The organism is Mumia zhuanghuii (assembly GCF_042681565.1).
Taxonomy (GTDB): domain Bacteria; phylum Actinomycetota; class Actinomycetes; order Propionibacteriales; family Nocardioidaceae; genus Mumia.
This window is the reverse complement of record NZ_JBHUFT010000008.1, coordinates 1,178,184-1,204,853: the sequence shown is the minus strand read 5'-3', so window position 1 is coordinate 1,204,853 and position 26,670 is coordinate 1,178,184. Positions and strand designations below refer to the sequence as shown.

General features: G+C 70.6%; 25 protein-coding genes. 8 read left to right on the top strand and 17 right to left on the bottom strand.

Annotated elements, in window-relative coordinates; translation table 11 throughout:
- Positions 1-19 precede the first annotated feature (19 nt).
- Entirely contained in the window at positions 20-601 is a 582-nt protein-coding gene (locus tag ACFSDF_RS14200; RefSeq protein WP_167251793.1) for a nucleotidyltransferase family protein, read from the top strand.
- 79 nt (positions 602-680) lie between these two features.
- Positions 681-2,057, top strand: a complete 1,377-nt coding sequence (locus tag ACFSDF_RS14195) for an HNH endonuclease (RefSeq protein WP_377157961.1) — start codon at positions 681-683, stop codon at positions 2,055-2,057.
- 16 nt (positions 2,058-2,073) lie between these two features.
- Here the strand turns inward: ACFSDF_RS14195 and ACFSDF_RS14190 are convergent, their stop codons facing one another.
- From ACFSDF_RS14190 to ACFSDF_RS14155, 8 genes are read right to left on the bottom strand one after another with little or no spacing between them, the layout of a single operon-like run.
- Positions 2,074-2,898, bottom strand: coding sequence for a shikimate dehydrogenase (locus ACFSDF_RS14190; RefSeq protein ID WP_377157959.1), 825 nt, complete (start codon positions 2,896-2,898; stop codon positions 2,074-2,076).
- On the bottom strand, positions 2,898-4,031 hold the full coding sequence (mltG, locus tag ACFSDF_RS14185; protein ID WP_167008978.1) for an endolytic transglycosylase MltG: 1,134 nt from the start codon (positions 4,029-4,031) through the stop codon (positions 2,898-2,900). The genes ACFSDF_RS14190 and mltG overlap by 1 nt, the downstream gene beginning before the upstream one ends.
- A complete protein-coding gene (ruvX, locus tag ACFSDF_RS14180) occupies positions 4,028-4,486 on the bottom strand; it encodes a Holliday junction resolvase RuvX (protein WP_220471295.1) in 459 nt (152 codons plus the stop codon). The genes mltG and ruvX overlap by 4 nt, the downstream gene beginning before the upstream one ends.
- Position 4,487: 1 nt before the next feature.
- A complete protein-coding gene (alaS, locus tag ACFSDF_RS14175) occupies positions 4,488-7,154 on the bottom strand; it encodes an alanine--tRNA ligase (RefSeq protein WP_377157957.1) in 2,667 nt (888 codons plus the stop codon).
- Between the two features lie 15 nt (positions 7,155-7,169).
- Entirely contained in the window at positions 7,170-7,460 is a 291-nt protein-coding gene (locus ACFSDF_RS14170) for a DUF6167 family protein (protein WP_167008969.1), read from the bottom strand.
- The gene (locus ACFSDF_RS14165) at positions 7,457-8,005 is read right to left on the bottom strand and encodes a hypothetical protein (RefSeq protein WP_167008966.1); all 549 of its coding nucleotides are present in this window, start codon (positions 8,003-8,005) and stop codon (positions 7,457-7,459) included. Before ACFSDF_RS14165 ends, ACFSDF_RS14170 begins: the two co-directional genes overlap by 4 nt.
- Positions 8,006-8,034: 29 nt before the next feature.
- Positions 8,035-9,429 carry a replication-associated recombination protein A gene (locus ACFSDF_RS14160; RefSeq protein ID WP_243843139.1) on the bottom strand — a complete coding sequence of 465 codons (1,395 nt, stop codon included), beginning with the start codon at positions 9,427-9,429 and terminating at the stop codon, positions 8,035-8,037.
- 22 nt (positions 9,430-9,451) lie between these two features.
- The gene (locus ACFSDF_RS14155) at positions 9,452-11,269 is read right to left on the bottom strand and encodes an ABC transporter substrate-binding protein (protein WP_243843138.1); all 1,818 of its coding nucleotides are present in this window, start codon (positions 11,267-11,269) and stop codon (positions 9,452-9,454) included.
- A gap of 154 nt (positions 11,270-11,423) precedes the next feature.
- Between ACFSDF_RS14155 and ACFSDF_RS14150 the strand changes: the two genes are divergently transcribed.
- The 5 genes from ACFSDF_RS14150 to ACFSDF_RS14130 are packed head-to-tail and all read left to right on the top strand — an operon-like array spanning position 11,424 to position 15,562.
- Positions 11,424-11,732, top strand: coding sequence for a hypothetical protein (locus tag ACFSDF_RS14150; RefSeq protein WP_167008960.1), 309 nt, complete (start codon positions 11,424-11,426; stop codon positions 11,730-11,732).
- Positions 11,729-13,060 carry a WXG100 family type VII secretion target gene (locus ACFSDF_RS14145; RefSeq protein ID WP_167008957.1) on the top strand — a complete coding sequence of 444 codons (1,332 nt, stop codon included), beginning with the start codon at positions 11,729-11,731 and terminating at the stop codon, positions 13,058-13,060. Before ACFSDF_RS14150 ends, ACFSDF_RS14145 begins: the two co-directional genes overlap by 4 nt.
- Complete coding sequence (locus ACFSDF_RS14140) at positions 13,057-14,376, top strand: hypothetical protein (protein ID WP_377157954.1); 1,320 nt, start codon at positions 13,057-13,059, stop codon at positions 14,374-14,376. The genes ACFSDF_RS14145 and ACFSDF_RS14140 overlap by 4 nt, the downstream gene beginning before the upstream one ends.
- Entirely contained in the window at positions 14,373-14,936 is a 564-nt protein-coding gene (locus tag ACFSDF_RS14135; protein WP_377157952.1) for a hypothetical protein, read from the top strand. The genes ACFSDF_RS14140 and ACFSDF_RS14135 overlap by 4 nt, the downstream gene beginning before the upstream one ends.
- Positions 14,933-15,562: a hypothetical protein gene (locus tag ACFSDF_RS14130; protein WP_167008949.1), complete on the top strand. Its 630-nt coding sequence runs from the start codon at positions 14,933-14,935 to the stop codon at positions 15,560-15,562. The genes ACFSDF_RS14135 and ACFSDF_RS14130 overlap by 4 nt, the downstream gene beginning before the upstream one ends.
- 21 nt (positions 15,563-15,583) lie before the next feature.
- Here ACFSDF_RS14130 and aspS read toward each other — a convergent pair whose 3' ends face one another.
- Genes aspS through ACFSDF_RS14115 form a run of 3 tightly spaced genes read right to left on the bottom strand, consistent with a single transcriptional unit; the run spans position 15,584 to position 19,426 of the window.
- On the bottom strand, positions 15,584-17,362 hold the full coding sequence (aspS, locus tag ACFSDF_RS14125) for an aspartate--tRNA ligase (RefSeq protein ID WP_377157950.1): 1,779 nt from the start codon (positions 17,360-17,362) through the stop codon (positions 15,584-15,586).
- Complete coding sequence (gene hisS / locus ACFSDF_RS14120) at positions 17,359-18,714, bottom strand: histidine--tRNA ligase (RefSeq protein ID WP_167008944.1); 1,356 nt, start codon at positions 18,712-18,714, stop codon at positions 17,359-17,361. Before hisS ends, aspS begins: the two co-directional genes overlap by 4 nt.
- 1 nt (position 18,715) lies before the next feature.
- The gene (locus tag ACFSDF_RS14115) at positions 18,716-19,426 is read right to left on the bottom strand and encodes an MBL fold metallo-hydrolase (protein WP_167251802.1); all 711 of its coding nucleotides are present in this window, start codon (positions 19,424-19,426) and stop codon (positions 18,716-18,718) included.
- 155 nt (positions 19,427-19,581) lie between these two features.
- On the opposite strand from ACFSDF_RS14115, the gene ACFSDF_RS14110 reads away from it, so the two are divergent.
- The gene (locus ACFSDF_RS14110; protein ID WP_243845166.1) at positions 19,582-20,826 is read left to right on the top strand and encodes a DUF349 domain-containing protein; all 1,245 of its coding nucleotides are present in this window, start codon (positions 19,582-19,584) and stop codon (positions 20,824-20,826) included.
- A gap of 53 nt (positions 20,827-20,879) precedes the next feature.
- On the opposite strand, the gene ACFSDF_RS14105 is transcribed toward ACFSDF_RS14110, so the two are convergent.
- The 6 genes from ACFSDF_RS14105 to ruvC all read right to left on the bottom strand — a co-directional run bounded on the left by ACFSDF_RS14105 (position 20,880) and on the right by ruvC (position 26,651).
- Entirely contained in the window at positions 20,880-23,198 is a 2,319-nt protein-coding gene (locus ACFSDF_RS14105; protein WP_167251803.1) for a RelA/SpoT family protein, read from the bottom strand.
- Between the two features lie 199 nt (positions 23,199-23,397).
- Entirely contained in the window at positions 23,398-23,937 is a 540-nt protein-coding gene (locus tag ACFSDF_RS14100) for an adenine phosphoribosyltransferase (RefSeq protein ID WP_167008935.1), read from the bottom strand.
- On the bottom strand, positions 23,937-24,266 hold the full coding sequence (gene yajC / locus ACFSDF_RS14095) for a preprotein translocase subunit YajC (protein ID WP_167008932.1): 330 nt from the start codon (positions 24,264-24,266) through the stop codon (positions 23,937-23,939). The genes ACFSDF_RS14100 and yajC overlap by 1 nt, the downstream gene beginning before the upstream one ends.
- A gap of 62 nt (positions 24,267-24,328) precedes the next feature.
- Positions 24,329-25,411, bottom strand: a complete 1,083-nt coding sequence (gene ruvB / locus ACFSDF_RS14090; protein ID WP_167008929.1) for a Holliday junction branch migration DNA helicase RuvB — start codon at positions 25,409-25,411, stop codon at positions 24,329-24,331.
- Between the two features lie 17 nt (positions 25,412-25,428).
- Entirely contained in the window at positions 25,429-26,052 is a 624-nt protein-coding gene (ruvA, locus tag ACFSDF_RS14085) for a Holliday junction branch migration protein RuvA (RefSeq protein ID WP_167008926.1), read from the bottom strand.
- A complete protein-coding gene (gene ruvC / locus ACFSDF_RS14080; protein WP_220471303.1) occupies positions 26,049-26,651 on the bottom strand; it encodes a crossover junction endodeoxyribonuclease RuvC in 603 nt (200 codons plus the stop codon). The genes ruvA and ruvC overlap by 4 nt, the downstream gene beginning before the upstream one ends.
- Positions 26,652-26,670 lie beyond the last annotated feature (19 nt).

The following is a 26,670-nucleotide window of genomic DNA, read 5'->3' as shown; positions in this document are numbered from 1 at the left end:
GGTCTGCCACGATCGCGTCATGTCTACAGACGCCGAGCGGCTGCGCCGCACGCTCTCGTGCAACCCGTCCTTGGTTACGGTCGTCGAGCGAGCGGCCGCACTCGGGCTGCCGGACTGCTATGTGACCGGGGGCGCGGTGTTCCAGACCGTGTGGAACGTCGTGTGCGGACGGCCGCCCGAGGCGGGCATCAGGGACTACGACGTCTTCTTCTTCGACCCCGATCGGTCGTGGGAGGCCGAGGACGTCGTCATCGGGCGGGCGAGCGAGGCGTTCGTCGACCTCGCCGCGAGCGTCGAGGTGCGCAACGAGGCGAGGGTGCACCTCTGGTACGAGAAAAAGTTCGGTGTTGCCTGCGAGCCGTTCACGGCGACCGAGGACGCGATCGACCACTTCGCCGCTACCACGTGCTGCGTCGGAGTGCGAGCGAACGACGAGGGCGACTGGGACGTCTACGCCCCGCATGGGTTGGACGACGTCTTCGACATGGTGCTGCGGCCCAACCCGGTCCTCGCCCCACGCGACGTGTACGAGGCGAAGGCGGCGCGGTGGCAGCGCGAATGGCCGCGTCTGAGGGTCGACCCGTGGCCGACGGCACGTTGACTCGTCCACAGGTCATCGGCCTCGCTGCCCCTGTGGAGAGACGGCATCCCAGCCCGCGGGACGCGATAGCGTCACACACATGTTCGAAGACGCCACGACGGGTGACACCGCCGAGCGCCTGACCACCGCACTGGTGGAGCGGGTGCTCGCCGCGGTTGGCGCCGCGCGCTCCCGCGCCCTCGCGCACGACGCGCACGAGGCAGAGCTGGGTGCCGCCGAGATCGACGTCGTCGCGATGTGCGAAGAGGTGGTGCGCATCGCGCAGGGTGTCCAGGCCGACGCGGTGCTCGCGCTCGACGTCCGGCGGCGAGGCGTGATGACGCACGTCGAAGAGTCGATGCTCACGCGCTCGCTGTTCACCGAGATCGCGCTCGCCCGCCAGGTGTCCACGCCCGCCGGCGAGCGGACGTACGCCCTCGCTCATGCGCTTGAGCTGCACCCGCAGACGCACGCCCTGCTCCGTGACGGCGCCATCTCGCAGTCTGTCGCGGGCGCTGTCTGCCGCGAGACCACCTACGCATCGGTCGACGACCGGGGTCGCATCGACGCCGAGCTCGCGCCCGCGCTCATCGAGCTCTCGCCGCGACGGGCCGCGAAGGAGGCACGACGCCTCGTGCTCGCTACCGACCCGCACGCCGCGTACGAACGGACGGTCCGCGCACGCGACGACCGGGCGGTCACCTTCTCGCCAGAGCTCGACGCGATGGCGTCGCTGACCGTCTATGGCCCTGCCGAGCAGGTCACGTCCGCGTTCCAACGCCTCGACGATCAGGCGTCGGCGCGCCGAGCCGACGGCGACCCGCGCACCATCCGTCAGCTCATGGCGGACCTGGCGATCGAGGCCTTTACCGGCGCGGGGGTCGGTGCCGACGGGATGAGCGAGGTGCGTGCGGAGATCGGCGTCGTCATGCGACCTGAAGCGCTCTTCTCCGCCGACAACGCCCCCGCCACGCTCGCGGGCTATGGCCCGATCCCCGCTGAGCTCGCCCGTCGGCTCGCCACGTCGGACGACGCATGGGTCCGCCGCTTCTTCACCACACCGGGCGGCGAGCACCTCGCCGGGTCAGACCCGCGGGCGCGACGGTTTAGCGCCGCCGTGCGGCGGCTGGTGCGCACGGTGGACGGCCAGTGTCAGCGACCCTGGTGCGACTGCCGAGTGCGCGACATCGACCACGCGACCCCCTACGCACGCGGAGGTCTGAGCACGCCGCTCAACGCGCAGGGCACGTGCCGACCCGACAACCTCGCCAAAGAGGCACCCGGCTGGACGGTGACCACTGCCGATCCCCACTCCCCGGACGGCTCCACGCTCGCGGCCGAGGTCCGATGGCGCACTCCGACAGGCCACGTCTACGTCAACCGACGACGTGAGCATCTCGGAGGGACTACCGCGGCAACAGGGCCACCGCCCGAGTCGGTCGTCGAGCGACGGTTGACGGAGCTGCGCTGCGCGTGACTGCGTCCCCCGTGGATCAGTGCCCCGCGAGCACCCCGAGCGCTGCGTCGCGCAGCAGCGACGCGCTGACTTCGCGGCCGGTCATCAGCCGCACCTGTGCCGCCGCCTGGTGGGCGAGCAGGTCCAGCCCCGACGCGACCGGCACCGCCTCCGCCTGCGCCGCGCGGGCCAGCGGCGTCGGCCACGGGTCGTAGATCACGTCGAAGACCGCGTCGCACCTCGTCGCGAGCCTCGGCGCGTACGTCGCGATGGCAGCGGCCGGGACCGTCGAGACCACGACCTGCGTCGACCGTGGGAGATCGGGCCCGATCCCGGTCACCTCGACGGCGACCGGAGCAGCGTCCTCGCTCCCCTTCTCGAGGCGGCGCGCGAGCTCCATGCCACGGTCCAGGTCTCGTACGGCCAACGTCGCGCGACGCAGCCCGAGGTGCCGCAACGACGCGATCATCGCCTCGGCCGTCGCACCGGCACCGATCACCACCGCGTCCTCGACCGTCTCGACCCCGCGCTCCCGCAGGGCGGCGATCCCCCCGGGCACGTCGGTGTTGAACCCGTGGCGACCTTCGATGTCGACGATCACGGTGTTGACCCCGCCGACCCCACGCGCCGAGGCCTCGACGGTGTCGAGGTACGGGAGCACCGCACGCTTGAGCGGCATCGTGAGCGACAACCCGCGCCACTGCTCGTCCAGACCCGCCAAGAACGTACCGATGCCGTCCTCGTCCACGTCGAACGCCTCATAGCTCCAGTCGTGCAGCCCGAGCACCTCGTACGCCGTCCGGTGCATGACCGGCGACAGCGAGTGTGCGATCGGACTGCCGAGCACCGCGCAGCGCGGCATCAGCAGCCCCCCTGCTCACGGCAGTTCTGGCGCAACTCCTCCACGTTCTGCTGGTGCTCTGAGTAGCTCTCCGCGAACTTCGTCTCACCCGACTCGGCGTCGACGAGCGTGAAGTAGAGCCACGAACCCTCGGCAGGGTTCAGAGCAGCCTCGAGCGCCTTGTTGCCCGGGTTGCCGATCGGGCCTGGAGGCAGACCGGCGTACTTGTACGTGTTGTAGGGCGAGTCGATCTCCCGCGCCTCGGCACTCGTCCAGACGCTGCCGTCCTTGCCGCTGACGTAGTGGATGGTGGAGTCCATCTGGAGCGCCATGCCCTCGTCGAGACGGTTGTAGATCACCCGCGCGACCTTGTCGTAGTCCGCAGTGCCGGCCTCGGCCTGCACGATGCTCGCGACGACGATCGCGTCGTGCGCGGAGATGCCCAGCGCCTTCGCCCGTGCCTCGATGTCGAGCTCGGTCTCGAGAGCGACAGCCTTGCTCACCATCTCCTGCAGCAGCGAGAGCGGCGTCGCGTCAGGCCCGACGGTGTACGTCGCCGGGAAGAGGTAGCCCTCGGCATTGCCGTCGGCCGCCGCCGGGAGCCCCAGCTCAGGGTCCTTCAGGGCGGCGTTGACCTCCTTCTTGGTGAACTCGGTCTTCTTGACGATCTGCCCGACGACCTGGTCGAGACGTGCGCCCTCGGGGACACCGATCGACGCGTCGACGCGGCTCTTCGGGTCGACGAGCGCCTGCACGGCCGCCGAGGCCTGCATCTGCTTGCGCAGCTCGTAGAAGCCCGGCTGCACCTGGTTCATCTCGGGCGCACCCGCGGCGGCGTCGAGGAACGCGTCAACGCTCGCGACGACGTCTTTGGCCTTGAGCTCACGCCCCATCGCGGCGACCGTGTCGCCCTCGCTCACCTCGATGACGACACTTCCGCTGCCGGGCCCGGGGTAGTCTTCCGGCCCGCCGAGGAGGTCGCCAGCGATCCCGACGAGCTTGGAGGCGCCGAGGTAGCCGACGACGCACACCACGGCGACCAGCAGCAGGACGAGGAAGCACCCCGGACCACGCCGCTTCTTCTTGGCGCGTCGTGCCGCCCGGTGACCTGCGGGGCGGCGTTCGCGCTCGGGCATGAGTCCGATGTCGCTCATCGAGCGGCCTCGACCAGTTCGCCGGGCACCCGCCCGCTGGTCCGCTCCACATCGAGGGCCGACTGAAGGATCACGACGGCGGCAGCCTGGTCCACCACAGCGCGCTGCTGCTTGGCCTTGCGCCCGGCCTGACGCAGGCTCTGCTGTGCGGTCACGGTCGACATCCTCTCGTCCACGAGCCGGACGGGGGTAGGAGCGGACGCTGCCGCCAGCTCCTCGGCGTACGCCCGCACCTTGCGAGCCGCCGGCCCCATGCCCCCCGAGAGCGACCGTGGCAAGCCAACCACAATTTCGAAGGCTTGACGATCATTCGCGATGCTCAGGATGTCGCGGATCGAGTCCGGGCCCGCCGCCACGGTCTCCACCGGGGTCGCGAGGATGCCCGACGGATCGCTGGCGCTCACGCCGATGCGGACGTCACCCACGTCGACGCCGATGCGGACCCCGTGCCGCACGTCAGACCGCGCCTTGGATCGCGCGACGGACCGCCTCGATCGCCTGCGGTGCGGCCGCGACCTCCGTGCCACCACCCTGGGCGATGTCGGCCTTGCCGCCTCCGCGACCACCCAGCGACTCCATCGCCGCCTTGATGAGGTCGCCCGCCGCGAGACCGGCCGAGCGGCCTGCGTCGTTGACGGCGACCACGCAGGCGGCCTTGCCGTCGGCCGTGCCGATCATGGCCACGACGGCCGGCCGCGACGAGTCGAGACGTCCGCGGACGTCGAGGGCGAGCGTACGGACGTCCTTCGCAGGGAGGCCGTCGGCGACGTGCCCGACGTACGCGACGCCGTCCACGTCCACCGCGTCCCCAGCGAGGTCGGCAACCGACGACAGCAGCTGCGCAGCACGCAGCTTCTCCATCTCCTTCTCGGCGGTCCGCAGACGTCCGACCAGGTCCGCCACCCGGCCCGGGACGTCGTCGTGCTGGACCTTGAGGAGATCACTGACTTGCGCGACGAGATCGCGCTCGCGAGCGAGGTACGAGAAGCCCTCGAGACCGACCACGGCCTCAACGCGGCGATTGCCCGCGCCCACCGAGCTGTCGGACGTGAGCACGATCGTGCCGATCTGCGACGAGTGAGCCACGTGCGTGCCACCGCAGAGCTCGCGCGACCACGGGCCACCGATCTCGACGACGCGGACGTCCTCGCCGTACGTCTCGCCGAACAAGGCGAGCGCACCGAGCTCCTTGGCCCGCTCGAGCGGCATCACGGCGGCGGTGACCAACAGGTCCTCACGCAGGGCGATGTTCGCGGCCTGCTCGACGTCGTGCATCTGCGTCGGCGACAGCGCGCTCGACCAGCCGAAGTCGAGGCGCAGATAGCCGGGACGGTTGTACGAACCGCTCTGCAGCGCCGTCGGGCCGAGGACCTCGCGCAGCGCCGCGTGCACGACGTGCGTCCCCGAGTGCGCCTGGCAGGCCCCGACGCGCCACTGCGGGTCGACGTCGGCCTGCAGCGCCGTACCCTCGGTCAGCTCGCCCTCCAGCACGCGCACCTGGTGGACGACGAGGCCGCGCAACGGGCGCTGGACGTCGAGCACCTCGGCGCGACCGCCATCCCATACGAGGACACCGGCGTCGGCGCTCTGGCCACCGGACTCCGCATAGAACGGGGTGCGGTCGAGGACCACCTCGGCGACCTGCGACTCTCCCACGGCCGGTGTGCGTCCGGCCTCCTGGATCAGTGACCGGACCTGCGACTCGGTGCTCAGGCGCTCGTACGCGAGCCACTCGGTCGGTCCGTTCGCGTCGAGCGCGTCGCGGTAGATCGTGGTGTCGGCGTGGCGACCCTTCTTGGACTTCGCGTCCGCCTTGGCACGCGCACGCTGCTCGGACATCAGCGCACGGAAGCCCTGCTCGTCGACGGCAAGCCCCTGCTCAGAGGCCATCTCGAGCGTCAGGTCGATCGGGAACCCGTACGTGTCGTGGAGCTGGAACGCCTTGTCGCCCGTGAGGACGGTCGCCCCCTCAGCCTTGGCCGTGTCCGCGGCCAGGTCGAAGATCTGCGTACCCTTCGCGAGGGTCTGGCGGAACGTCTCCTCCTCCGCGTACGCGACCTGCGCGATGCGGGCGAAGTCCGTCCCGACCTCCGGGTACGAGCGCACCATCTCGTCGCGGCTCACCGGGAGCAGCTCCGGCAGGGCGGGGTCCTCATAACCGAGCAGGCGCATCGAGCGCACCGCACGGCGCAGCAGACGGCGCAGCACGTAGCCGCGCCCCTCGTTGCCAGGGGTGACACCGTCACCGATCAGCATGAGTCCACTGCGGACGTGGTCGGCGATGACGCGGAAGCGCACGTCGTCCTCGTGGACCGCGCCGTACCGCTTGCCCGAGAGCGCCGAGGCCTTCTCGATGACCGGGAAGACCTGGTCGATCTCGTACATGTTCTGCTTGCCCTGCAGCAGGTACGCGACGCGCTCGAGGCCCATGCCGGTGTCGATGTTCTTGCTCGGCAGCGGAGCCAGCACGTCGAAGTCGGCCTTGCTGCGGACCTGGCTCAGCTCCTCCTGCATGAACACGAGGTTCCAGATCTCGAGGAAGCGGTCCTCGTCGACGACGGGGCCGCCGTCCGGGCCGTACTCGGCGCCGCGGTCGATGTAGATCTCCGAGCACGGGCCACCGGGTCCGGGCACGCCCATGTGCCAGTAGTTGTCCTCCAGCCCGCGATCCTGGATCCGCTCGTCGGGCAGGCCGGCGATCCTCCGCCACGCGTCGCGCGCCTCGGCATCGCTCGGCAGCACCGTCACCCACACGCGCTCGGGGTCGAACCCGAGCCCGCCGGACTCGACCGCGCCGGTCACCAGCGACCAGGCAAGCTCGATGGCGCCCTCTTTGAAGTAGTCGCCGAACGAGAAGTTGCCGTTCATCTGGAAGAACGTGCCGTGCCGGGTGGTCTTGCCGACCTCTTCGATGTCCTGGGTGCGCACGCACTTCTGAACGCTGGTCGCCCGCTTGAACGGCGGGGTCTCCTGACCAAGGAAGTACGGCTTGAACGGCACCATGCCCGCGTTCACGAAGAGCAGGTTGGGGTCGTCCAGGATCAGCGATGCCGAGGGCACCACCGTGTGGCCGTTCGACTCGAAGTGGTCGAGGAACCGGCGGCGGATCTCCGCTGTGTCCATATGGGGAAGCAGTCCTTACTCGTCGTACGGGGGAAGCTGGCGCGTGGCGGGGGGTCGTCCCGCGGAGGGGGGCAGAGCGCGGGCGAGCGCGTCGGGCGGCAGACCCAGGTGTTCAGCGATCTCGGCCTCGCGCACGCTCATGCCGGAGCGGACCTCCTCGGCGAACGCCTGGAGACCGACCTGCCACGCGGCGACCTGGTCGGTCATCCCGGTCGGGGTGAACCGGTCGGCCATCCGCTTCGCCTTGAAGGTCCCGTACACCCCTGCGGTGGTGCCCGCGACGAACCACAGAACGCGGCTCTTCATCGTGTGCCCTCCTGCTCGGGTGTCGTGGTGCTGCCGGGCCACGACGGGACCTCCGGGGCCACCGACGCCGAACGGGCCGCCTGGCGCGCGGCGCGCCGCCGGATCTTGCGACGACGGCGGAACTCGCGACGGACGATCCCTCGGATCCGATCCCGGCTCTCCGGCCGTAGCGCGTGCATCAGCCCATGGCTCAGCACGGCGCCACGGACCAGCGGACGTCCCATGGTAGCCGCCACGACCTGCTGCTCCGAAGGAAGGACGATGACGGTGCCCTCCTGGGTCACCACCGCCCGCTCGTGCGGGAGGACCTGGCGCTCGGCGCCGCCGACGTGGGCGAGCGGTGTGGGGGCGTAGACGATCTCGGTGGAGGGGGTCTCGACAAGGGGGGTCGCCCGACTGCTCCCCTCGCTCAGCTCGGTCCGCCCGGCCAGCCCGCGCACCTCGGCGCGCAGCCGCGAGAGGGCGCGCACGGCCAGCAGGGCGGCGGCCAGGGCGACGAGCGCGACGCCACAGGCCAGGGCGGTGACCCAGGTCTCGATCGGCATGGGCTCGACCCTACCGACCGGGTCCGCGGTCAGTCACCCGAGCGTTCCGCCGGGTCGCGCAGGATCTCGCGCAGCCGCGCCACCCGCTCCGCGTACGCGGCCTCCGCGCCGCGGCCGGTCGGCCGGTAGTATTCCGCGCCGTCGATCTCGTCCGGCGCGTACTGCTGGCCCACCACCCCCCGCGGGTCGTCGTGGGCGTACTTGTAGTCGTGCCCGTGGCCGAGCTTCTTGGCTCCGGCGTAGTGGGCATCGCGCAGCGCAGGCGGCACCGCCCCTGCCTTGCCCGCCCGGACGTCGGCGCTCGCGGCGGCGATCGCCTTGTACGCGGCGTTGGACTTCGGCGCGAGCGCCAACGTGATCACGACCTGCGAGAGGGTGAGCGCCGCCTCCGGGAAGCCGATCATCTGCACCGCCTGTGCGCCAGCCACCGCAGTCTGCAGCGCTGTCAGGTCGGCGAGGCCGATGTCCTCGCTGGCCGAGATCATCAGTCGGCGCGCGAGGAACTTGGGGTCCTCCCCCGCCTCCACCATCCGCGCCAGGTAGTGCAGCGCCGCGTCGACGTCCGATCCACGGATCGACTTGATGAGCGCGCTCGTGACGTCATAGTGCTGGTCGCCTTGCCGGTCGTACCGGACGGCCGCCCGGTCAACGGCGCTCGCGGCATCGTCAACGGTGATGCGGTCACGGTCCTGGGCCTGCGCCGCACCGGCCGCCGCCTCTAGGTAGGTCAGAGCCCGTCGTGCGTCACCCCCGGCGAGGCGTACGAGGTGGTCACGGGCCTCGTCCTCGAGCACCACCGCCCCCGCGAGGCCGCGCTCGTCGGCGACCGCACGCTCCACGAGGGTGGCGATGTCATCGTCGCTCAGCGGCTCGAGGGTCAGCAGCAGCGAGCGGGACAGCAGCGGCGAGATCACGGAGAAGTGCGGGTTCTCGGTGGTGGCGGCGATCAGCGAGACCCAACGGTTCTCGACGCCGGGCAGGAGCGCGTCCTGCTGCGCCTTGGAGAAGCGGTGGACCTCGTCGACGAACAGCACGGTCTCGCGCCCGCCCTGCGCCAGCATCCGGCGGGCGGACGCGAGCGTCTCACGCACCTCCTTGACGCCGGCCGACACCGCCGACACCTCGACGAAGCGGCGGTTGGTCTGATGGCTGACCAGGGAGGCGAGCGTCGTCTTTCCCGTCCCGGGCGGACCCCACAGGATCAGCGACATCGACTGGTCGCCGTGCACCATCCGCCGCAGGGGTGTGCCGGTGCGCAGGAGCGCCTCCTGGCCGACGAGCTCGTCGAGCGTGCGCGGCCGCATCCGGACCGCCAGCGGCGCGGCGCGGTGGGCCGCGTCGGTCAGGCTGCCGCCACCTGACGGTGCAGGGGCGACGTCGGGGACGTCGAAGAGCCCGTCCGGGGGTGCGCCGTCTGAGTCCACCCGCCCAGGGTACGCGGCCCGGTCAGCCGCTCTGGTCGACGTACATGTCAGCAAAGACGGGCATCGCGAGCAGCTGGTTGACGGCCATGCCGCCGACCCTGCTGCCGTGAGCCAGCACCACACCACCGTGGCCGAGGACGACCGCGGGATAGTGCTTGCGCCCGACCCGTTCATCGAGCGCGCCCCACGCGCGGGCCGCGTCGGCACCACTGAGGGTGTCGAGGGTCTTGTCGATCGCGTCGTCGACGTCCTCGGCAGCGAGCATCGACGGGTTCGGGCGGCTCGGGTCGTCGACGATCTCGCTCGACCACTGTGCTGGGAACCACGACGAGCCGGTGGGCCAGTCGGAGCACCAGCCGGAGTCGACGACGTTGTGCGGACCGTCCGGGTCGAACTGCATCGCGCGGATCTGCTTGGCGGTGGTCGCGACCGGCTGCGGCTCGAACCCGGCGCGCCGCAGTGCTGTCACCACGGCGTCCTTGATCGCGACCTTCTCGGGCACGTCGCTCGCGTAGTACCAGCGGACGGCGAACCCGAGCGCGTCCGCCTCCTCGAGCAGGGCGTGTGCGCGCTGCGCGTCCGTCCGGCGGCCGCCGTTGCCGAGCGGGTCGTACGAGCGACGGCCAGCAGTCCCCGGCGGGAGCAGGGTCGTGCCGGGGAGCCTTGTCGTCCCCACACTCTCGCGGCCGGCCTTCCAGGCGGCGTCGTACGGGTACGCCCAGCCGAGCGCCTGCCGGACGCGGCGGTCGGAGATCGAGCGGGTGTCGAGGTACCAGAGATAGGTGCACGGCGTCCCGGCCGCGACCAGCCGCTCGGGCGCGTCGTCGCGCATCCGCTCGAAGGTGTCGGCCGCCACCGAGTCGTACGAGAGCGCGTACTGCGCGTCGCCGGCGTCGTCGACCATCAGCCCGTCGATGCGGTCGGGATCCTGGCCCCACAGGAACGTCCACCCGTCCGCGTACTGGTGGCGTGCCGGGTCGGTCGCCGGGTCCCACCGCGAGTTGCGCTCGAGCGTCAGGGTCGTGCCGTCGCGATAGGTCGAGACCGCGTAAGGACCGGTGGCGACCGGCCGCCGACCGTACGCGGCGGGGTCGGCGTCGGCGCTGCGCGGCACCGGTGAGAACTGGGGGAACGACGCGAGATAGGGCATGTCGGCGAACGGGCGCCGCATGTGGAACGTGATCCTGCGGCCCGTGACCTCGATCGCACGGAAGTCGTCGCCGGCGTACCAGTCGGGTTCGTACCCCTCGCGCTGCTTCAGCTCGGCCTTCGTCGCGTACGGGCCGCGGTAGCGGTTGCCGTCGAGGAAGAACGTCTGGAGGTACGCGGGGGCACCCGGCAGCTCCGTGCTGGCGAACGCGCGCTTGACCCCGTACGCGACGTCGGCGGCGGTGATCGGCGCACCGTTCTCGAAGTTGACGCCGGGGCGCAGCGTGAACGTCCATGCGGTGTTGTCGTCGTTGGGGGTGCCGAGGTCGGTGGCGAGGTCGGGGACCAGCACCATCCGCCCGGTGTCGGGGTCGCGGTGGAACTGCGTCAACGACCGCGTGACGAGGCCCGACAAGATGCCCCGCGTGTCGGTGAACGACGACCTGGCCGGATCGAGCGACTCGGGCACGTGCGAGCTGAGGACGGTCAGGGTGCCTCCGCGGGTGGCGCCCTTGATCTCGGGTGCGGGCGCCGGCGCGTCGGGATCGCGTGCGCTGCCCTCGCGCCCTGCAGCGACGTGGTCGAGCGTCGTCACCGTCGGGGAGGATCGTGCGTCGTCGGCCACCGTGCAGCCCACGACGAGCGCACCGACACAGCACAGGGCGATCATGCGCCCGAGCCGGCGTCCCACCCTGACCTCCCTCGTCGTCTCGCCCGCCGACACGACGGCGGGCGCTCACAGGAGCCTAGGCGAGACCCCCGACACGTGACGACCACACGACGATAACGATCCGTACGCGCCCTGCACCCGCCGTGGCCCTCTGGGCCCCTAACATGTGGGTCCCATGAACGATCTCCAAGTGGCCACCCAGGAGCTGCGCGACCTCGGCACCCGCCTGACGACACTGTGCGACCGGTTGAAGTCCGCCGACGGCAGAGCCTCGTACGGCAAGGAGCACCTCGCGCACGAGGATGTCGTCGACGCCATGGACAAGTTCCGTAAGAACTGGGACGACAACCGTGACCACCTGGCCGACAAGCTCTTGAAGCTGGGCGAGCTCGCCACGGAGACCGCCAACGGGTTCGAGGAGGCCGACGAGAAGCTCGCCGCCGAGCTGGTGAAAGCGATCAAGGAAGCGAAGAAGGAGCCGTGACCAAACGCAGCGGAGACTGGGACCTCGTCGGGCACGCGTCCGACCCGATCGAAGCATCAGAGTCGGAGGTACGGACGGTCGCCGACGCGATGCGCTCCCGCGCCGACGAGGCCGACGAGATCAAGCGCATCCTGAAGGCCGTCTCCGACCTCGACGGCTGGCGCGGCAAGGCCGCCGAGGCATTCGCCGACAAGGCGGACGACGTCCTCGAGGACCTCGGCAAGGTCGTCCAGCGCTACGAGGCCGTCGCGACGGCGCTTGACAGCTGGAAGACCAACGTCGAGACCGGGCGCAACGACACCTGGAGCGCCCTCAAGAAGGCCGAGGCCGCCCAGAAGACCGTCGACGAGAACAAGCCGTTCGAGGGTGAGGGCGAGGCGCCGACCGGGCAGGACAAGACCGACGAGACCCGCGAGGGCGCCGAGGGCGACCTGGGCCGCGCGGTGTCGCAGATGCGCGAGGCGATGGAGGTGCTCAACCGCGCCGCCCGCGACCGCAAGAACGACATCGAGGACGCCGCCGAGATCTGGGACGACGGCTGGTGGGGCGACTTCAAGGGCTCCGTCCGCGACATGGCCGACGTCATCCATCGCGTCGTGGAAGTGCTGAAGATCATCGCGCTCGTCCTTGGCGCCCTGATCCTCGTGCTGGTGTTCACGATCGGCGCACCCTTCGCGCTCGTCGTCGCCGCTATCGTCCTCAGCGTCGCGATCCTGGCCGGCACGCTGCTTCTGTACGCAGCCGACACCGGGCACTACAGCGGTGCCGACGTCGGATGGGCCCTCGTGGATGTCGCTCTGTCGCTCGTGGGCGGCAAGGCTGCGTCCGCTGCGCTGCGCGGGATCAAGAGCCTCGCGCCACAGGTCGCCTCGCGCCTGAGCCAGACCACCAAGGCCGCTGCACTGAACAGGCTCATCAGTGGCAAGGTGACGCAGTTCAACAACGCCCTGAAGATCAGCAACCCGAGCAACAACCTCGCGCGCTGGACGCAGAAGCTGACCGGCGCCGCGGCGCAGGAGGGCCAACGTGCCGCCGACGACCTGATCGGGCTCATCAACACCGCCCCGACGAAGCTGCCGGCCACGGTCGCCGAGAGTCTGCGCAACGGTGGCCGCGAGCTGGCCGGGCTGAACCAGCAGCTCGCCGCACTGCGCCGCGCCACCGACGACGCCGCCCATGCCCTGCAGCTCGACAAGGTCGCGCGCAACATCAAGATCGAGCAGATCGTGTTCACCACCGACTTCGCCAACAAGGTCCGTGACGCCGTCGGGTCGGTCCCGAAGCTCCCTGAGACGTTCGACACGATCAGCGGCAAAGATCCTCAATGACTGAGACCCACCAGGTGAGCTGGGCGACGGGACGGGGCTTGTCGATCCCCGCTGCGCGCCACGTCCGCCTCGTCGCCGACGGCGGTGAGCTGTGGCTCCACGACTCGGACGCCGAGCCACGGCTCCTGGGGACGGCCGCCTCCCTCACCCGCGCACATCCGCGCACCCACAGCGAGCTGCGGTCGCTACGGCGGTGGCCCGCCGACCCTGCCGACGAGAGCCTGCTCCGACAGGTGCCCGCGTCTGGGGTGGTGCGCCGGATCGAGGCCGAGCGGGACCGTCAGGAGGCTCTCGCCCCCAGCGGCGCGCTGGTCCTGTCCGGCCCGGACGGACCGGTGATCACCGTGCCGCTCCTCGACGTCGTGCCGCCGGGAGCCCCTGCGAGCGACGCTCTGCGGGCCTCCGGTGCAGCGGCACTGGTCCGCGCGCTGGGGCTGACTCTGCAGGAGGGCCCCCCGCTCGACCGGACGCAGCGGGCCGCGGAGAGCCGGGTTCTGCTGCGGCCGCAACGTCGGCAGCTGAGGCTCGCCCGGCTCGTCTGGACGATGGCCGTGGTGTCCGTCGTCATCGTCCTGGTCGCCTTGCAGGCCGGCGTGGACTGGCCCGCGTGGCCGCACGCCGTGGCCTGCCTGCTCGCGGTCGCCGCCACCGCCGGCCTCGTACGAAGCCGCCTGGCATTCCGACGTCTCACCCGCACCCCGCTCGAGGCAGCCGGACGGTCGGTGTACGACGTGCCTGGCGGCGTTGCCGGGACGCAGGTGCAGTTCGGGCGTGACGACGTCGTGATCGTCCGCCCGTACGAGGCTCAGGAGATCTGGCTCCGTGGACCGGCCACGGGCGGGGTGGCGCTGGTCGAGCTCGGAGCCGCACAGGTGCACCTGCGAGATGCCGAGGGCGCGCTGTTGGCAGGATTCGACACCGCTGAGCTGGTGCCCGCCACCGCCGATGCGGACCGGTTGCGCGCCTGCTGCGAGACGGCCGGCATCGAGGTCACGGCCGGGAGGCTTGACGCCGAGGTCGGCACCGGTGCGACGACTCCGTTGCGACCGATCGATGGCCGGGCAGGGTGGGAGCTGACCGAACGAGAGTCCGGAGCACTGGGCCTCAGCGTCCCGATCGTCTGTGGTCTGGCCGCAGTCCTCGGGTTGGTCGCACCGCTCGGTCCAGGGGCGAAGGTCGACGCCTTCGGCTGGCTCCTCGTCGCCGCGGGCGTCGCCTGTGTCCTGGCGGTGCTGTGGGGCGCGGTCAGCCAGCAAAGGTGGCGCCGCAGCGTCGGACGCGATCATGGACAGTACGAGCAGGAGCGTGCACGTTGAGTGACATCGAGGCCACGGGACACGTCGACTGGGTTCCGATCCCGCTCGACGCCGACGCCGACAGCCTGGACGTTCGGTGGCGCGAACGCTTCGGCGACGCCCGCGAGGTCGTCGACTCGATCGCGTTCATGCTCGGCGTTCGGGCCAGCCTGCTGCGCGCCAACGCCGACGCGGACGCGAGCCAGGTGCTCAACCTGGCCGGCTGGGTGATGACCACCGAGCCCGACGATCTGTCGCGGCTGTCGGCATACGCGGTCCTGCGGGCGTTCCCCGCGAGCCCCGCCCTGGACGCCACGCACCTCGTGGCCCAGATCGTCGGCGACGAACCGGTGTTCTCCGGACCCGAGATCACCGAGATGGAGACCAAGTCCGGTACCGCGGTGAACGTCGTGTTCCGGCCGTTCGTGGGCGACGAGGTGCACGAGCACCTGATGGTGCTGTGGTCGCGGCCGGACCAGGGGATCTGCTACCAGCTGGCGGCCTACCAGTCCGACCTGCTCACCTCCTACCGGGTGCAGCCCTCGTTCGAGGAGCTCGCCGCGGGGATCGAGGGACTGTGAACACACGCGAACGCACCGTCGTGGTGGCACCGGGCTGGCGGGTGATCCTGCCAGCGGGCTGGATCTCGCTGCCGACTGACCCTGAGCAGGCGCCGCGGGCGATCACGGGGCTGGTCGACGCCGCACTCGAGGGCAAGCCCCGCGACGAGCTCATCACCACGCGCATCGAGATCGAGCGGACGTTGCGCGAGCAGTGCGACCAGGCTCACCGCCAGGGTGCCCGCTACCTGCACTCGCTGTTCGAGCCCATCGCCGGTGCCCTGGTCAGCGCCAGCCTGGTCGCCACCGAGTTCGTCGTCGAGGACACCGACTCGCTCGCCAACACGCTGCTGATGGACTTTCGGGAGGGCGACGCCGCGGTCGACGTCGGGTTCGTCGACGTCGGCGAGCACGGCGCGCTGCGCCGGGTGCGTGAGGAGGTCGCGACCGATCTGTTCCCCGACCAGCCGCAACCGGTCAACACCCTCAGCGTCGACTTCGTCGTGCGCCTGGACGCCACCCACTTCGGCCTGCTCACCTTCGCGACGACGACGATGCCGCTGCGCGACGAGCTGGTGCTCCTGTTCGACGCCATCGCCGCGACGCTGCACCCCGTCCCTGCCGCGGCGACCCCCACTGCCAGCTGAGCGAGCCGCCGCGACACCGCCCTACTCGGCCGGCGCCGACTTCGGCTCCGGCGGCGGCGCGTCGACGCCCGCCTCCTTGCGCTGCGCTGCCGTGATCGGCGCAGGCGCACCGGTCAGCGGGTCAGCGCCCGAGGCCGTCTTCGGGAAGGCGATGACGTCGCGGATCGTGTCGGCGCCGGTCAGCAGCGCCACCACACGGTCGATGCCGAGGGCGATGCCGCCGTGCGGGGGCGGACCGAACTGGAACGCCTCGAGCAGGAAGCCGAACTGCCCCTGCGTCTGCTCCGGGGTCAGCCCGAGCACCTCGAAGACCCGCTCTTGCATCTCCGAGCGGTGGATACGGATCGAGCCGCCACCGAGCTCGTTGCCGTTGAGCGTGATGTCGTACGCCTGGCTCAGCGCGGTGCCCGGGTCCTTGTCGAACGTGTCGGCGTACTCGGGCGCGGGAGCCGTGAACGGGTGGTGGATCGACGTCCAGGCCTCGTGCGAGTCGTCACCGACGTACTCGAACATCGGCGCGTCGTTGACCCACAAGAACTCCCACCGGTCGTGGTCGATCAGGCCGCAGCGCTCGCCGATCTCCACGCGGACCGCCGCGAGCAGCGCCTTGGCGGTGTTGTACTGGTCGGCCGCAAAGAAAATGCAGTCACCGGGCTTCGCGCCCGCGTGCGCCACGAGGCCCTCGCGCTCGGACTCGGACAGGTTCTTGGCGACCGGCCCGCCGAGGGTTCCGTCCTCGTTCACGAGCACGTACGCCAGCCCCTTCGCGCCGCGTGCCTTCGCGAACTCCTGCCACGCGTCGAGCGTGCGGCGCGGCTGGTCGGCGCCGCCGGGCATCACGACCGCGCCCACGTGCCAGTGGCGACCCTTCGGCGCGAACACGCGGAAGGGCGTGTCCGTGAAGTAGTCGGTGAAGTCCACAAGCTCGCAGCCGAACCGCATGTCGGGACGGTCGATGCCGAAGCGCGCGACGGCCTCGGCGAACGACATCCGCGGGATCGGCAGCGTGATCTCGTACCCGAGGATCTCGCGCCAGAGGCGCGCGAGGATCTCTTCGGTGAGAGCGTAGACGTCCTCCTCCTCGAGGAAGCTCATCTCGATGTCGAGCTGGGTGAACTCGGGCTGACGGTCGGCCCGGCTGTCCTCGTCGCGGAAGCATCGCGCGATCTGGTAGTAGCGCTCCATCCCCGCGACCATGAGCAGCTGCTTGAACAGCTGCGGCGACTGCGGCAGCGCGTACCAGGTGCCGGGACGCGTCCGGGCCGGTACGAGGAAGTCGCGCGCGCCCTCAGGCGTCGACGCCGTGAGGTTCGGGGTCTCGAACTCCAGGAAGTCGTGCTCGGCCATCACCTCGCGGATGATCCGGGTGACGGCGGCGCGAGTCCGCAGGTTCTTGGCCATCTCGGCCCGGCGCAGGTCGAGGTAGCGGTACTTGAGGCGGACCTCCTCGCCCACCGGGCTCGCGTGGAACTCCTCGACCGGGAACGGCAGCGGCGCCGACTCGCTGAGGACCTCCACGGTGTCGGCGATCACCTCGATCTCACCGGTCGGAAGGTTGGGGTTGTCGTTGCCCTCGGGACGCAGCTCGACGGTGCCGACGACCTTGAGGCAGAACTCGCTGCGCAGCGGGCGCGCAACCTCTTCGTCGCGGATCACGACCTGGGCGACGCCGGACGCGTCGCGCAGGTCGATGAAGGCCACTCCCCCGTGGTCGCGGCGTCGCGCCACCCAGCCGGCCAGCGTGACGCGGGTCCCGGCGTCGGTGGCGCGCAGGCTCCCTGCGTCGTGGGTGCGGATCACGATGTTGCTCCTCGGGTGTCGAGTGGGGTGATGACGGCAGGGCGGAGATCGTCCGCGGGCGGGGTCCAGGTGTCGCCGTCGGCATCGGCCTGGTCGCCGCTGCGGATGTCCTTCACCTGGTCGGCTCCGTCGCCGGCCGCGGGGAACCAGACGTACGGGATGCCGCGGCGCTCGGCGTACCGGATCTGCTTGCCGAACTTCTGCGGCGAGGCAGCGACCTCGGTGGGGATGCCCCGGGCGCGCAGTCGTCCGGCGATCGCGTTGCTCGCCGGACGCGACTCCTCGTCGACAAGAGCCACGAGGACGGCCGACGGGACGGCGCGTGAGGTCGTGAGGTGGCCGCGCGAGACCAGCGGGACCAGCAGTCGGGTCACTCCGAGCGAGATGCCGACGCCCGGGTAGACGTTGCGGCCGTCGTCGGCGAGCTTCTCGTACCGACCGCCGGAGCAGATCGAGCCGAGGTGCTCGAAGCCCTCCAGCTCGGTCTCGAAGACGGTGCCCGTGTAGTAGTCGAGCCCGCGCGCGATCCGCAGGTCGGCGGTCACCGAGACGCCCTCCAGCCTCACCTGGGCGAGCGCGTCCACGAGCTGGGTCAGCTCGTCGATGCCCTCGTCGAGCAGGGGGTCGCTCACGCCGAGCGCCCGGACCTGGCCGGCGAAGGACGAGTCGCGGCTACGGATGGCGGCGAGCGCGAGGCACTTCGACGACTGCGCGGGGTCGAGCCCCTCCTTGGCGAGCAGCTCGCGGATCGTGTCCTCGGGCAGCTTGTCGAGCTTGTCCATGACCCGCATGACGGCAGCGGTGTCTTCGACGCCGAGGCCACGGTAGAAGCCTTCGAGAAGCTTGCGGTTGTTGACCTGGATGCGCAGCGGCGGCACCGGCAGACCCGAGAGCGCCTCGGCCATCACCGTCGCGATCTCGACGTCGAAGTGGAACGGCAGCTCGTCCTTGGCGACCACATCGATGTCGGCCTGCACGAACTCGCGGAAGCGGCCCTCCTGCGGACGCTCGCCCCGCCACACCTTCTGGATCTGATAGCGCCGGAACGGGAACTCGAGCTTGCCGGCGTTCTCGAGGACGTACCGCGCGAACGGCACGGTCAGGTCGTAGTGGAGGCCGATCCCGGCGTCGCCCTCGGAGTCGGCCGCCTGGAGGCGTCGCAGGACGTAGACCTCCTTGTCGATCTCGCCCTTGCGCAGGAGCTGGTCCATCGTCTCGACCGCGCGGGTCTCGACCGACGCGAACCCGTGCAGCTCGAAGGTGCGCCGCAGGTGGTCGAGCACGTGCTGCTCGGCGAAGCGGTCGGCGGGGAGGAACTCCGGGAACCCGGACAGTGGTGTCGGACGTGCCACGTCAGGCTTCCTCTCCACCGCTGGGCGCGTACTGCGCGACGAAGGGGTTGGTCGCGCGCTCGCGCCCGACCGACGACTGGCCGCCGTGTCCGGGGAGCACGGTGACGTCGTCCGGGAGCCCCATGAACGACCGCAGGCTCGCGGCCATCTCGTCCATGTCTCCACCGACGAGATCCGTACGGCCGATCGAGCCGGCGAACAGGAAGTCGCCGGTGAACGCGACCTGGGAGACAGGCTCGTCGCCCGTGTAGTCGACGCGGTAGACGACAGTGCCCGGCGTGTGACCCGGCACGTGGTCGACCGTGAACCGCAGGCCCGCGGCCTCGATCACTGTGCCGTCGGTGGCGTCACGGACGTCGGCGGGCTCGTGGAACTCGGGGACGTCCTCCAGCCCGAACTGGGCGCGCAGCATCGACGCCGACTCGTTCGAGATCGCCGCCATCGGGTCGGCGAGGAGGTGACGGTCGGCGGGATGGATCCACACCGGCACGTCGTACTCCGCGGCGACGTCGGCCGCCTGCCACATGTGGTCGAAGTGGCCATGGGTCACGAAGACGGCGACTGGGGTGAGGTTCTGCTCGGTGACGACGTTGCGGATGCCCGTGAGCGAGTCCATGCCGGGATCGACGATCACGCACTCGGCACCGGGTCCGCGCCCCACGAAGTAGCAGTTGGCCGCCAGCGGGCCAGCGGGAAAAGCGGCGATCAGCACACGGGACAGCGTACGCGAGCGGCCGCAGCGCCTGCGAATCGCTGGGGGTCGACGACCAGGACGCACGGGCGCATAGGCGACCATCGTCCGGACTTCGACGCCTTCGGCCCGATGTGCTCCTAGACTGTGCCCGACACAAGCGACAAGGTGGAGACGTGAGCGAGATTCCCTCGAACCCTGCTGAGGCCTGGGGCCGCATCGACGACCAGGGGACGGTCTATGTCCGCACGCGCGAAGGCGAGCGGGTCGTCGGCCAATGGCCTGACGGTGATCCAGCCGAGGCCATGGCGCTCTTCACCCGCCGGTACGAGGGGCTGGCCGTCGAGGTCGAGCTCCTCGAGAAGCGCATCGCCTCCGACAGCCTCTCCCCCGACGACGCCCGGCGCGCCGTCGCGCAGGTGCGCGAAGCCGTCGACAACGCGGCGGCCGTCGGGGACCTAGAGGCGCTGAGCGACCGGCTCGACGCCCTTGCCCCGGTGATCGAGGCCCAGCGCGAGCGCCGCAAGGCCCAGCGTGCCGAGCGCGCTGCCGAGGCGGCCGTCCAGAAGGAGGAGATCGCACGGACCGCTGAGCAGATCGCCACCTCCGACGACTGGCGTCACGGCGCCGACCGGCTGCGCGAGATGCTCGAGCAGTGGAAGTCGCTCCCCCGCCTCGACAAGGCGGTCGACGACGAGCTGTGGCACCGGTTCTCCACGGCCCGTACGGCGTACACGCGCCGCCGCAAGGCGCACTTCGCCGAGCAGAACGAGAAGCGCGGTCAGGCCCAGAAGATCAAGGAGAAGCTGGTCGTCGAGGCTGAGGCGCTCGCCGAGTCGACCGAGTGGGGGCCGACCGCCGGCAAGTTCCGCGACCTGATGGCGCAGTGGAAGGCCGCCGGTCCTGCGCCGCGCGGCATCGACGACCGCCTGTGGAAGAAGTTCCGCGGCGCCCAGGACACGTTCTTCGGGGGAAGGGACGCCGCCAATGCGGCGCTCGACGCCGAGTACGCCTCCAACGCCGAGGTGAAGCAGCAGATCCTCGTCGAGGCCGAGGCGCTCCTCCCCATCACCGATCTCGACGCCGCCCGGACCGCGTGGCGCGGCATCACCGAGCGGTGGGAGGCGGCCGGCAAGGTTCCGCGGGCGCAGATCAAGGAGCTCGAGGGTCGGCTTCGTGCCGTCGAGAAGGCCATCTCCAACGCCGTCGACGACGAGTGGCGACGCTCCAACCCCGAGACCAAGGCCCGCGTCGACGACACCGTCAGCAAGCTCGAGAAGGCGGTCGCCGACCTCGAGGCCCAGGTGGACGCCGCGAAGGCGGCCGGCAACGACCGCAAGCTCAAGGAGCTGCAGGAGTCGCTGGAGGCCCGCCAGGCCTGGCTCGACCAAGCCCGGAAGTCCGCCGAAGACCTGACCTGACGCAAGGCCGCGCCGAGCCTTTCGGTGGTCGAGTAGCGCCGAAAGGCTTGGCGCTACTGGTTGACGCGGTAGACGTCGAAGACGCCTTCGACCGTACGGACGGCCTTCAGCACGTGACCGAGGTGCGCGGGGTCGCCCATCTCGAACGTGAAGGTCGACTTCGCGACGCGGTCGCGCCCCGTCGACAGCGACGCCGACAAGATGTTGACGTGCTGGTCGGACAGCACACGGGTGAGGTCCGACAGCAGCCGCGCCCGATCGAGCGCCTCGACCTGGATCGCGACGAGGAACATGCTCGACGCGCTCGGAGCCCACTCGACGTCGACGAGGCGCTCCTCCTCCTTGAGCAGGCTCGAGGCGTTCGTGCAGGTACGCCGGTGCACCGAGACTCCCTGTGCGCGCGTGACGAAGCCGATGATCTCGTCGCCCGGCACCGGCGTGCAGCAGCGCGCCAGCTTGATGGCCACCGAGCCGTCCATGCCCTTCACGATGACGCCGGCATCACCGCGGCGTACCCGGCGACGCCGCGACGACTCGTCGGGGACGATGACGGCCTCGGCGAGGTCCTCGCTCGCCCCCTCCTCGCCGCCGAGCAGCGCGAGCACCCGCTCCACGACGTTCTGAGGGCCGACCCGCCCCTCGCCCACCGCCGCGTACAGGGACGACACGTCAGCAAGGTGCAGGTCCTTCGCCACCGTCGCGAGCGTCTCGTGCTTGAGGAGTCGCTGCAGCGGCAGGCCCTCCTTGCGCATCTGGCGGGTCAGCGCGTCCTTGCCCCGCTCGATCGCCTCGTCCCGGCGCTCCTTGGTGAACCACTGCTTGATCTTGTTGCGGGCGCGTGGACTCTTGACGAACTCGAGCCAGTCGCGGCTCGGCCCCGCGCCGGGAGCCTTCGAGGTGAAGACCTCGACCGCGTCGCCGTTCTCGAGCTTGGACTCCAACGACACGAGACGGCCGTTGACGCGTGCGCCGATCGTGGTGTGCCCGACCTCGGTGTGGACCGCGTACGCGAAGTCGATCGGCGTCGACCCCGCCGGCAGCCCGATGACGTCGCCGCGCGGCGTGTAGACGTACACCTGGTCGGACAGGTCGAAGCGGAGGCTCTCGAGGAAGTCCTGGGACTCCTCGTTCTCCTGCTGCCACTCCAGCAGCTGCCGGATCCAGGAGAGGTCGTCCGTGCCCGAACCACCGGAGTCGGCAGCACCCTTGCCGCCGTCCTCCTTGTACTTCCAGTGGGCGGCGACACCGTACTCGGCGCGGCGGTGCATCTGCTGCGTCCGGATCTGGAGCTCGACCGCCTTGCCCTGCGGGCCCACGACCGTCGTGTGCAGCGACTGGTACATGTTGAACTTCGGGATCGCGATGTAGTCCTTGAACCGCCCGGGCACAGGGTTCCAGCGGGCGTGGACCACACCGAGGACGCCGTAGCACTCCGCGACCGACTCGACGAGCACGCGGATGCCGACCAGGTCGTAGATGTCGGCGAAGTCGCGGCCTCGCACGATCATCTTCTGGTAGATCGAGTAGTAGTGCTTCGGGCGGCCGGTGACTTTCGCCTTGATCTTGGCGTTCTTGAGGTCCTCGGTCACCTGGGTGATCACCTGGGACATGAAGTCCTCGCGAGACGGCGCCCGATCGGCGACCAGTCGCACGATCTCGTCGTACACCTTGGGGTGGAGCGTCGCGAACGAGAGGTCCTCGAGCTCCCACTTGATGGTGTTCATGCCGAGCCTGTGGGCCAGCGGCGCGTAGATCTCGATCGTCTCGCGAGCCTTGCGCTCCTGCTTGTCCTGGCGGAGATAGCGCAGCGTCCGCATGTTATGGAGGCGGTCGGCGAGCTTGATGATGAGAACCCGGATGTCGCGGCTCATCGCCACGATCATCTTGCGGATCGTCTCAGCCTCGGCGTTCTCGCCGTACCGGACCTTGTCGAGCTTGGTCACCCCGTCGACCAGACGCGCGACCTCCGCGCCGAAGTCCTTGGTGAGCTGGTCGAGCGTGTAGGGGGTGTCCTCGACGGTGTCGTGCAGCAGCGCCGCCACGATCGTCGGCGGCGTCATGCCGAGCTCGGCCAGGATCGTCGAGACCGCCAGCGGATGCGTGATGTAGGGGTCGCCGCTCTTGCGCTTCTGGCCGCGGTGCATCTTGGCCGCGATCTTGTAGGCGCGGACGATGACCGTCGCGTCGGCCTTGGGATGGTTGGTGCGGACGATGCGCAGAAGCGGGTCGAGAACGACAGGGTTGTCCGCCGACGAGCGGCCGCTGCCGAGCCTGGCCAGGCGGGATCGCACCCTCGCCGGAGTCGGGACGGACTCCTTGCGAGGCTCTGACTCGGTCCGCGCTCGATCGGCCACAGGCACCTCCGCCTCCATCGTAGGCCGCCATCCTAGGGGGCAACGGCCAGGACCGTGCGGCGGTCCCGCAGGAGCGGTGGACTATCCGAGCAGCATCGCGAAGACGGTCGCGCCGCCTGCGAGGACGAGGGCGACAACGACGACGACGGCGACCAGCTTGGTGCTCTCAGGGCTCACGCGCAGCATCGTACCGGGCACCGCCCGGGCGCCCGACCGGTCAGTACGTCCGCAGCGCCCCGAAGCGGTCGTGTGACAAGCGCGCACGGCCGCCCAGAGCACCGATCTCGAGGACGACGATGTTGGCGACGACCTTGGCGCCGGCCCGCGAGATCAGCTCGTCGACCGCCGCCATCGTGCCGCCGGTGGCGAGGACGTCGTCGACGACGACGACGCGGTCGCCCGGCGCGAGCGCGTCCTGGTGGATCTCGACGGTCGCCGAGCCGTACTCGAGGTCGTACTCGACCCCGTACGTCGCAGCCGGCAGCTTGCCGGCCTTGCGGGCCGGGACGAACCCGGCGCCGAGCGCGAGGGCGACAGGGGTCCCGAAGATGAACCCGCGCGCCTCGATGCCGACGACCTTGTCGATGTCGCCGGCGGCGATCTCGCGGCCGGCGGCGGCCAGACCCTCGACAGTAAGCCGCAGCCCCTCTGGGTCGGCGAGCAGCGGGGTCACGTCACGAAAGACGACCCCCGCGTCAGGCCAGTCCGCGATGTCACGGACGAGAGTGTCGAGCGCCTCGGTGAGGCTCGACGGCATCAGGCGGTGCCGTTCTCGTCCTGGGGACGCTCGGCCGGCTCGGCGGTCTCGTCGACCGCGGGCGTCGCGGAGTCGTCGATGATCTTCGCGACCACGTTGCGGTGGACCTCGATCTCGACACCCGGCGCGACCGACAGCGTCATCGAGTCGTCACCGAGCCCCACGACGGTGCCGAAGATGCCGCTCGTGATCATCACGCGCGACCCGATCTGCACCTTCTGCTGCATGTCGACGAACTCGCGGCGCCGCTTGCTCTGCGGCCGCATGATGAAGAAGTAGAAGACGAGGACGAGCAAGATGATCGGCAGCAGGGCTGCAACGTCGTTCACGGTGGCTCCAGGCGTGATGGTCGGGGGCTATGTCGTGCGTAGGAAAGTCTAGCGGTCGCCCCTCAGTCCAACGGCAGCGTGGGATCGGTCGCCGGCCTCGGCGCCCGCAGCCCGAGGTGCTCCCATGCGGCGGGCGTCGCGACCCGGCCCCGCGGCGTCCGTGCCAAGAACCCCTGTCGTACGAGGAACGGCTCGGCCACCTCCTCGACCGTCTCGCGCTCCTCCCCCACGGCGACGGCCAACGTCGACACCCCTACCGGCCCGCCCGCGAAGCTGCGGCAGAGCGCGTCCAGGACGGCGCGGTCGAGGCGGTCGAGCCCGAGCCGGTCGACCTCGTACAGGTCGAGGGCACGATGGGCGATGTCGAGGTCGACGACACCGCTCCCCCGCACCTCTGCGTAGTCGCGCACGCGGCGCAGGAGACGGTTGGCGATACGCGGGGTCCCACGGGAGCGCGAGGCGATCTCGAGGCCGCCCTTGGGGGTGGTCTGCACACCGAGGAGCGCGGCGGAGCGCTCGACGATGCGGTGGAGCTCGCTCGCCTCGTAATACTCCAGCTGCGCGGTGAACCCGAACCGGTCACGCAGCGGCCCGGGCAGGAGCCCCGCGCGCGTCGTCGCACCGACGAGGGTGAACTGCGGGATCTGCAGCGGGATCGCTGTCGCCCCTGGGCCCTTGCCGATGATGACGTCGACCCGGAAGTCCTCCATCGCCATGTAGAGCAGCTCCTCGGCGGGCCGCGACATGCGGTGGATCTCGTCGACGAAGAGGACGTCGCCCTCGTTGATGCCCGAGAGAATCGCTGCGAGGTCGCCGGCGTGCTGGATCGCCGGGCCACTGGTGAGCCGCAGCGACGTGCCGAGCTCGGCCGCGATGATCATCGCCAGCGTCGTCTTGCCGAGCCCCGGTGGACCGGAGAGAAGGACGTGGTCGGGGGTGCGCCCGCGGCCGCGGGCCGCGGTCAGGACGAGCGTGAGCTGCTCGCGGACACGCTCCTGGCCGATCAGCTCCTCGAGCGAGCGCGGCCGCAGCGCCGCCTCGTACGCCTGCTCCTCCGAGACGACCTCGGGGCGTACGAGCCGTGCTTCGAGCTCAGCCTGCTCGGCGGCGTCGAGGTGTCGGGCGTCGAGATCATGGTCGTCCATGGGTGCGGGCTCCTCCCTCATGCCTTCGAGAGCGTACGCAGGGCTGCGCGCAGCAGGACGGACACGTCGACCGTCCCGGCGTTCTCGACCTGCTCGGCGGCGACGGCCACGACAGCAGCGACGGCGTTATCGGCCTCGCGGGCGCTCCATCCCAGGCCGACGAGCGCACCGTGGACCTGGGGACGCCAGTCGGCCTCGCCCGGAGCGGCGGCCGCTGCGGCGGGAGCCGCCACCGTGCGTACGGCGCCGATGCGGTCCTTGAGCTCCAGCACGATCCGCTGCGCTCCCTTGGTCCCGATGCCAGGCACCTTCGTGAGCGACTTGAAGTCCTCCTCGGCGATCGCCCGTCGCAGCCCCTCGGGGCCGAGCACGGCGATGATCGCCTGGGCGACCTTCGGGCCGACACCGCTCGCGGTCTGGGCGAGCTCGAACGTGTCGCGCTCGTCGTCGTCCCCGAACCCGTACAGCGTCATCGAGTCCTCGCGCACCACCAGGCTCGTCGCCACCTGCGCCTGCTCGCCGTGCCGCAAGCCGGCGAGGGTGCCGGGCGTGCACTGGACGAGCATGCCGATGCCGCCGACGTCGAGCACGGCGGAGTCGAGGGCGGTGGCGGCGACCGTGCCGCGGACGAAGGCGATCATCGGGCCTTCCTTCTGTGGGGAGCGGGGGCAGCAGGGGGGCTGCTGGGGATCCGTGAACGGATGGGCTCGGCGGCGGTACGGGTCGGGCCGCTCGGCTTCCGGGCGGCGGCGAGCGCGGCATCGAGCCGGTTGACCGAGGTGCCACGCCATACGTGGCAGATGGCGAGCGCGAGTGCATCCGCGGCGTCAGCGGGCCTCGGCGCCACCTCCAGGCCGAGGATCCGCGTGACCATGGCGGTGACCTGGGCCTTGTCAGCGCGGCCGCTGCCGGTGACGGCGGCCTTCACCTCGCTCGGCGTGTGGAGCGCGACGGGGAGACCGCGGCGCGCGGCGGCGACCATCGCGACCCCGCTGGCCTGCGCGGTGCCCATGACCGTGGAGACGTTGTTCTGGCTGAAGACGCGCTCGACGGCGACGACGTCGGGCTCGTACGTCTCGATCGCCTCCGACAGCGCGCGCTCGATCGCGAGCAGGCGCAACGCGACGTCGTCGCCCGCGGGAGTCCGGATCACGTCCACGGCGATCGCCCGCAGCGGTCGTCCGACGCGTCCTTCGACGACGCCGACGCCGCACCGCGTCAGGCCGGGGTCGACGCCCAGGACGCGGATCATGGCCGTC

Excerpts from the sequence above, each read along its gene's own strand:
- ACFSDF_RS14200 (WP_167251793.1), top strand. The coding sequence starts at position 20 with ATGTCTACAGACGCCGAGCGGCTGCGCCGCACGCTCTCGTGCAACCCG.
- ACFSDF_RS14195 (WP_377157961.1), top strand. The coding sequence starts at position 681 with ATGTTCGAAGACGCCACGACGGGTGACACCGCCGAGCGCCTGACCACC.
- ACFSDF_RS14190 (WP_377157959.1), bottom strand. The coding sequence starts at position 2,898 with ATGCCGCGCTGCGCGGTGCTCGGCAGTCCGATCGCACACTCGCTGTCG.
- mltG (WP_167008978.1), bottom strand. The coding sequence starts at position 4,031 with ATGAGCGACATCGGACTCATGCCCGAGCGCGAACGCCGCCCCGCAGGT.
- alaS (WP_377157957.1), bottom strand. The coding sequence starts at position 7,154 with ATGGACACAGCGGAGATCCGCCGCCGGTTCCTCGACCACTTCGAGTCG.
- ACFSDF_RS14170 (WP_167008969.1), bottom strand. The coding sequence starts at position 7,460 with ATGAAGAGCCGCGTTCTGTGGTTCGTCGCGGGCACCACCGCAGGGGTG.
- ACFSDF_RS14165 (WP_167008966.1), bottom strand. The coding sequence starts at position 8,005 with ATGCCGATCGAGACCTGGGTCACCGCCCTGGCCTGTGGCGTCGCGCTC.
- ACFSDF_RS14150 (WP_167008960.1), top strand. The coding sequence starts at position 11,424 with ATGAACGATCTCCAAGTGGCCACCCAGGAGCTGCGCGACCTCGGCACC.
- ACFSDF_RS14140 (WP_377157954.1), top strand. The coding sequence starts at position 13,057 with ATGACTGAGACCCACCAGGTGAGCTGGGCGACGGGACGGGGCTTGTCG.
- ACFSDF_RS14105 (WP_167251803.1), bottom strand. The coding sequence starts at position 23,198 with ATGGAGGCGGAGGTGCCTGTGGCCGATCGAGCGCGGACCGAGTCAGAG.
- ACFSDF_RS14100 (WP_167008935.1), bottom strand. The coding sequence starts at position 23,937 with ATGCCGTCGAGCCTCACCGAGGCGCTCGACACTCTCGTCCGTGACATC.
- ruvB (WP_167008929.1), bottom strand. The coding sequence starts at position 25,411 with ATGGACGACCATGATCTCGACGCCCGACACCTCGACGCCGCCGAGCAG.
- ruvA (WP_167008926.1), bottom strand. The coding sequence starts at position 26,052 with ATGATCGCCTTCGTCCGCGGCACGGTCGCCGCCACCGCCCTCGACTCC.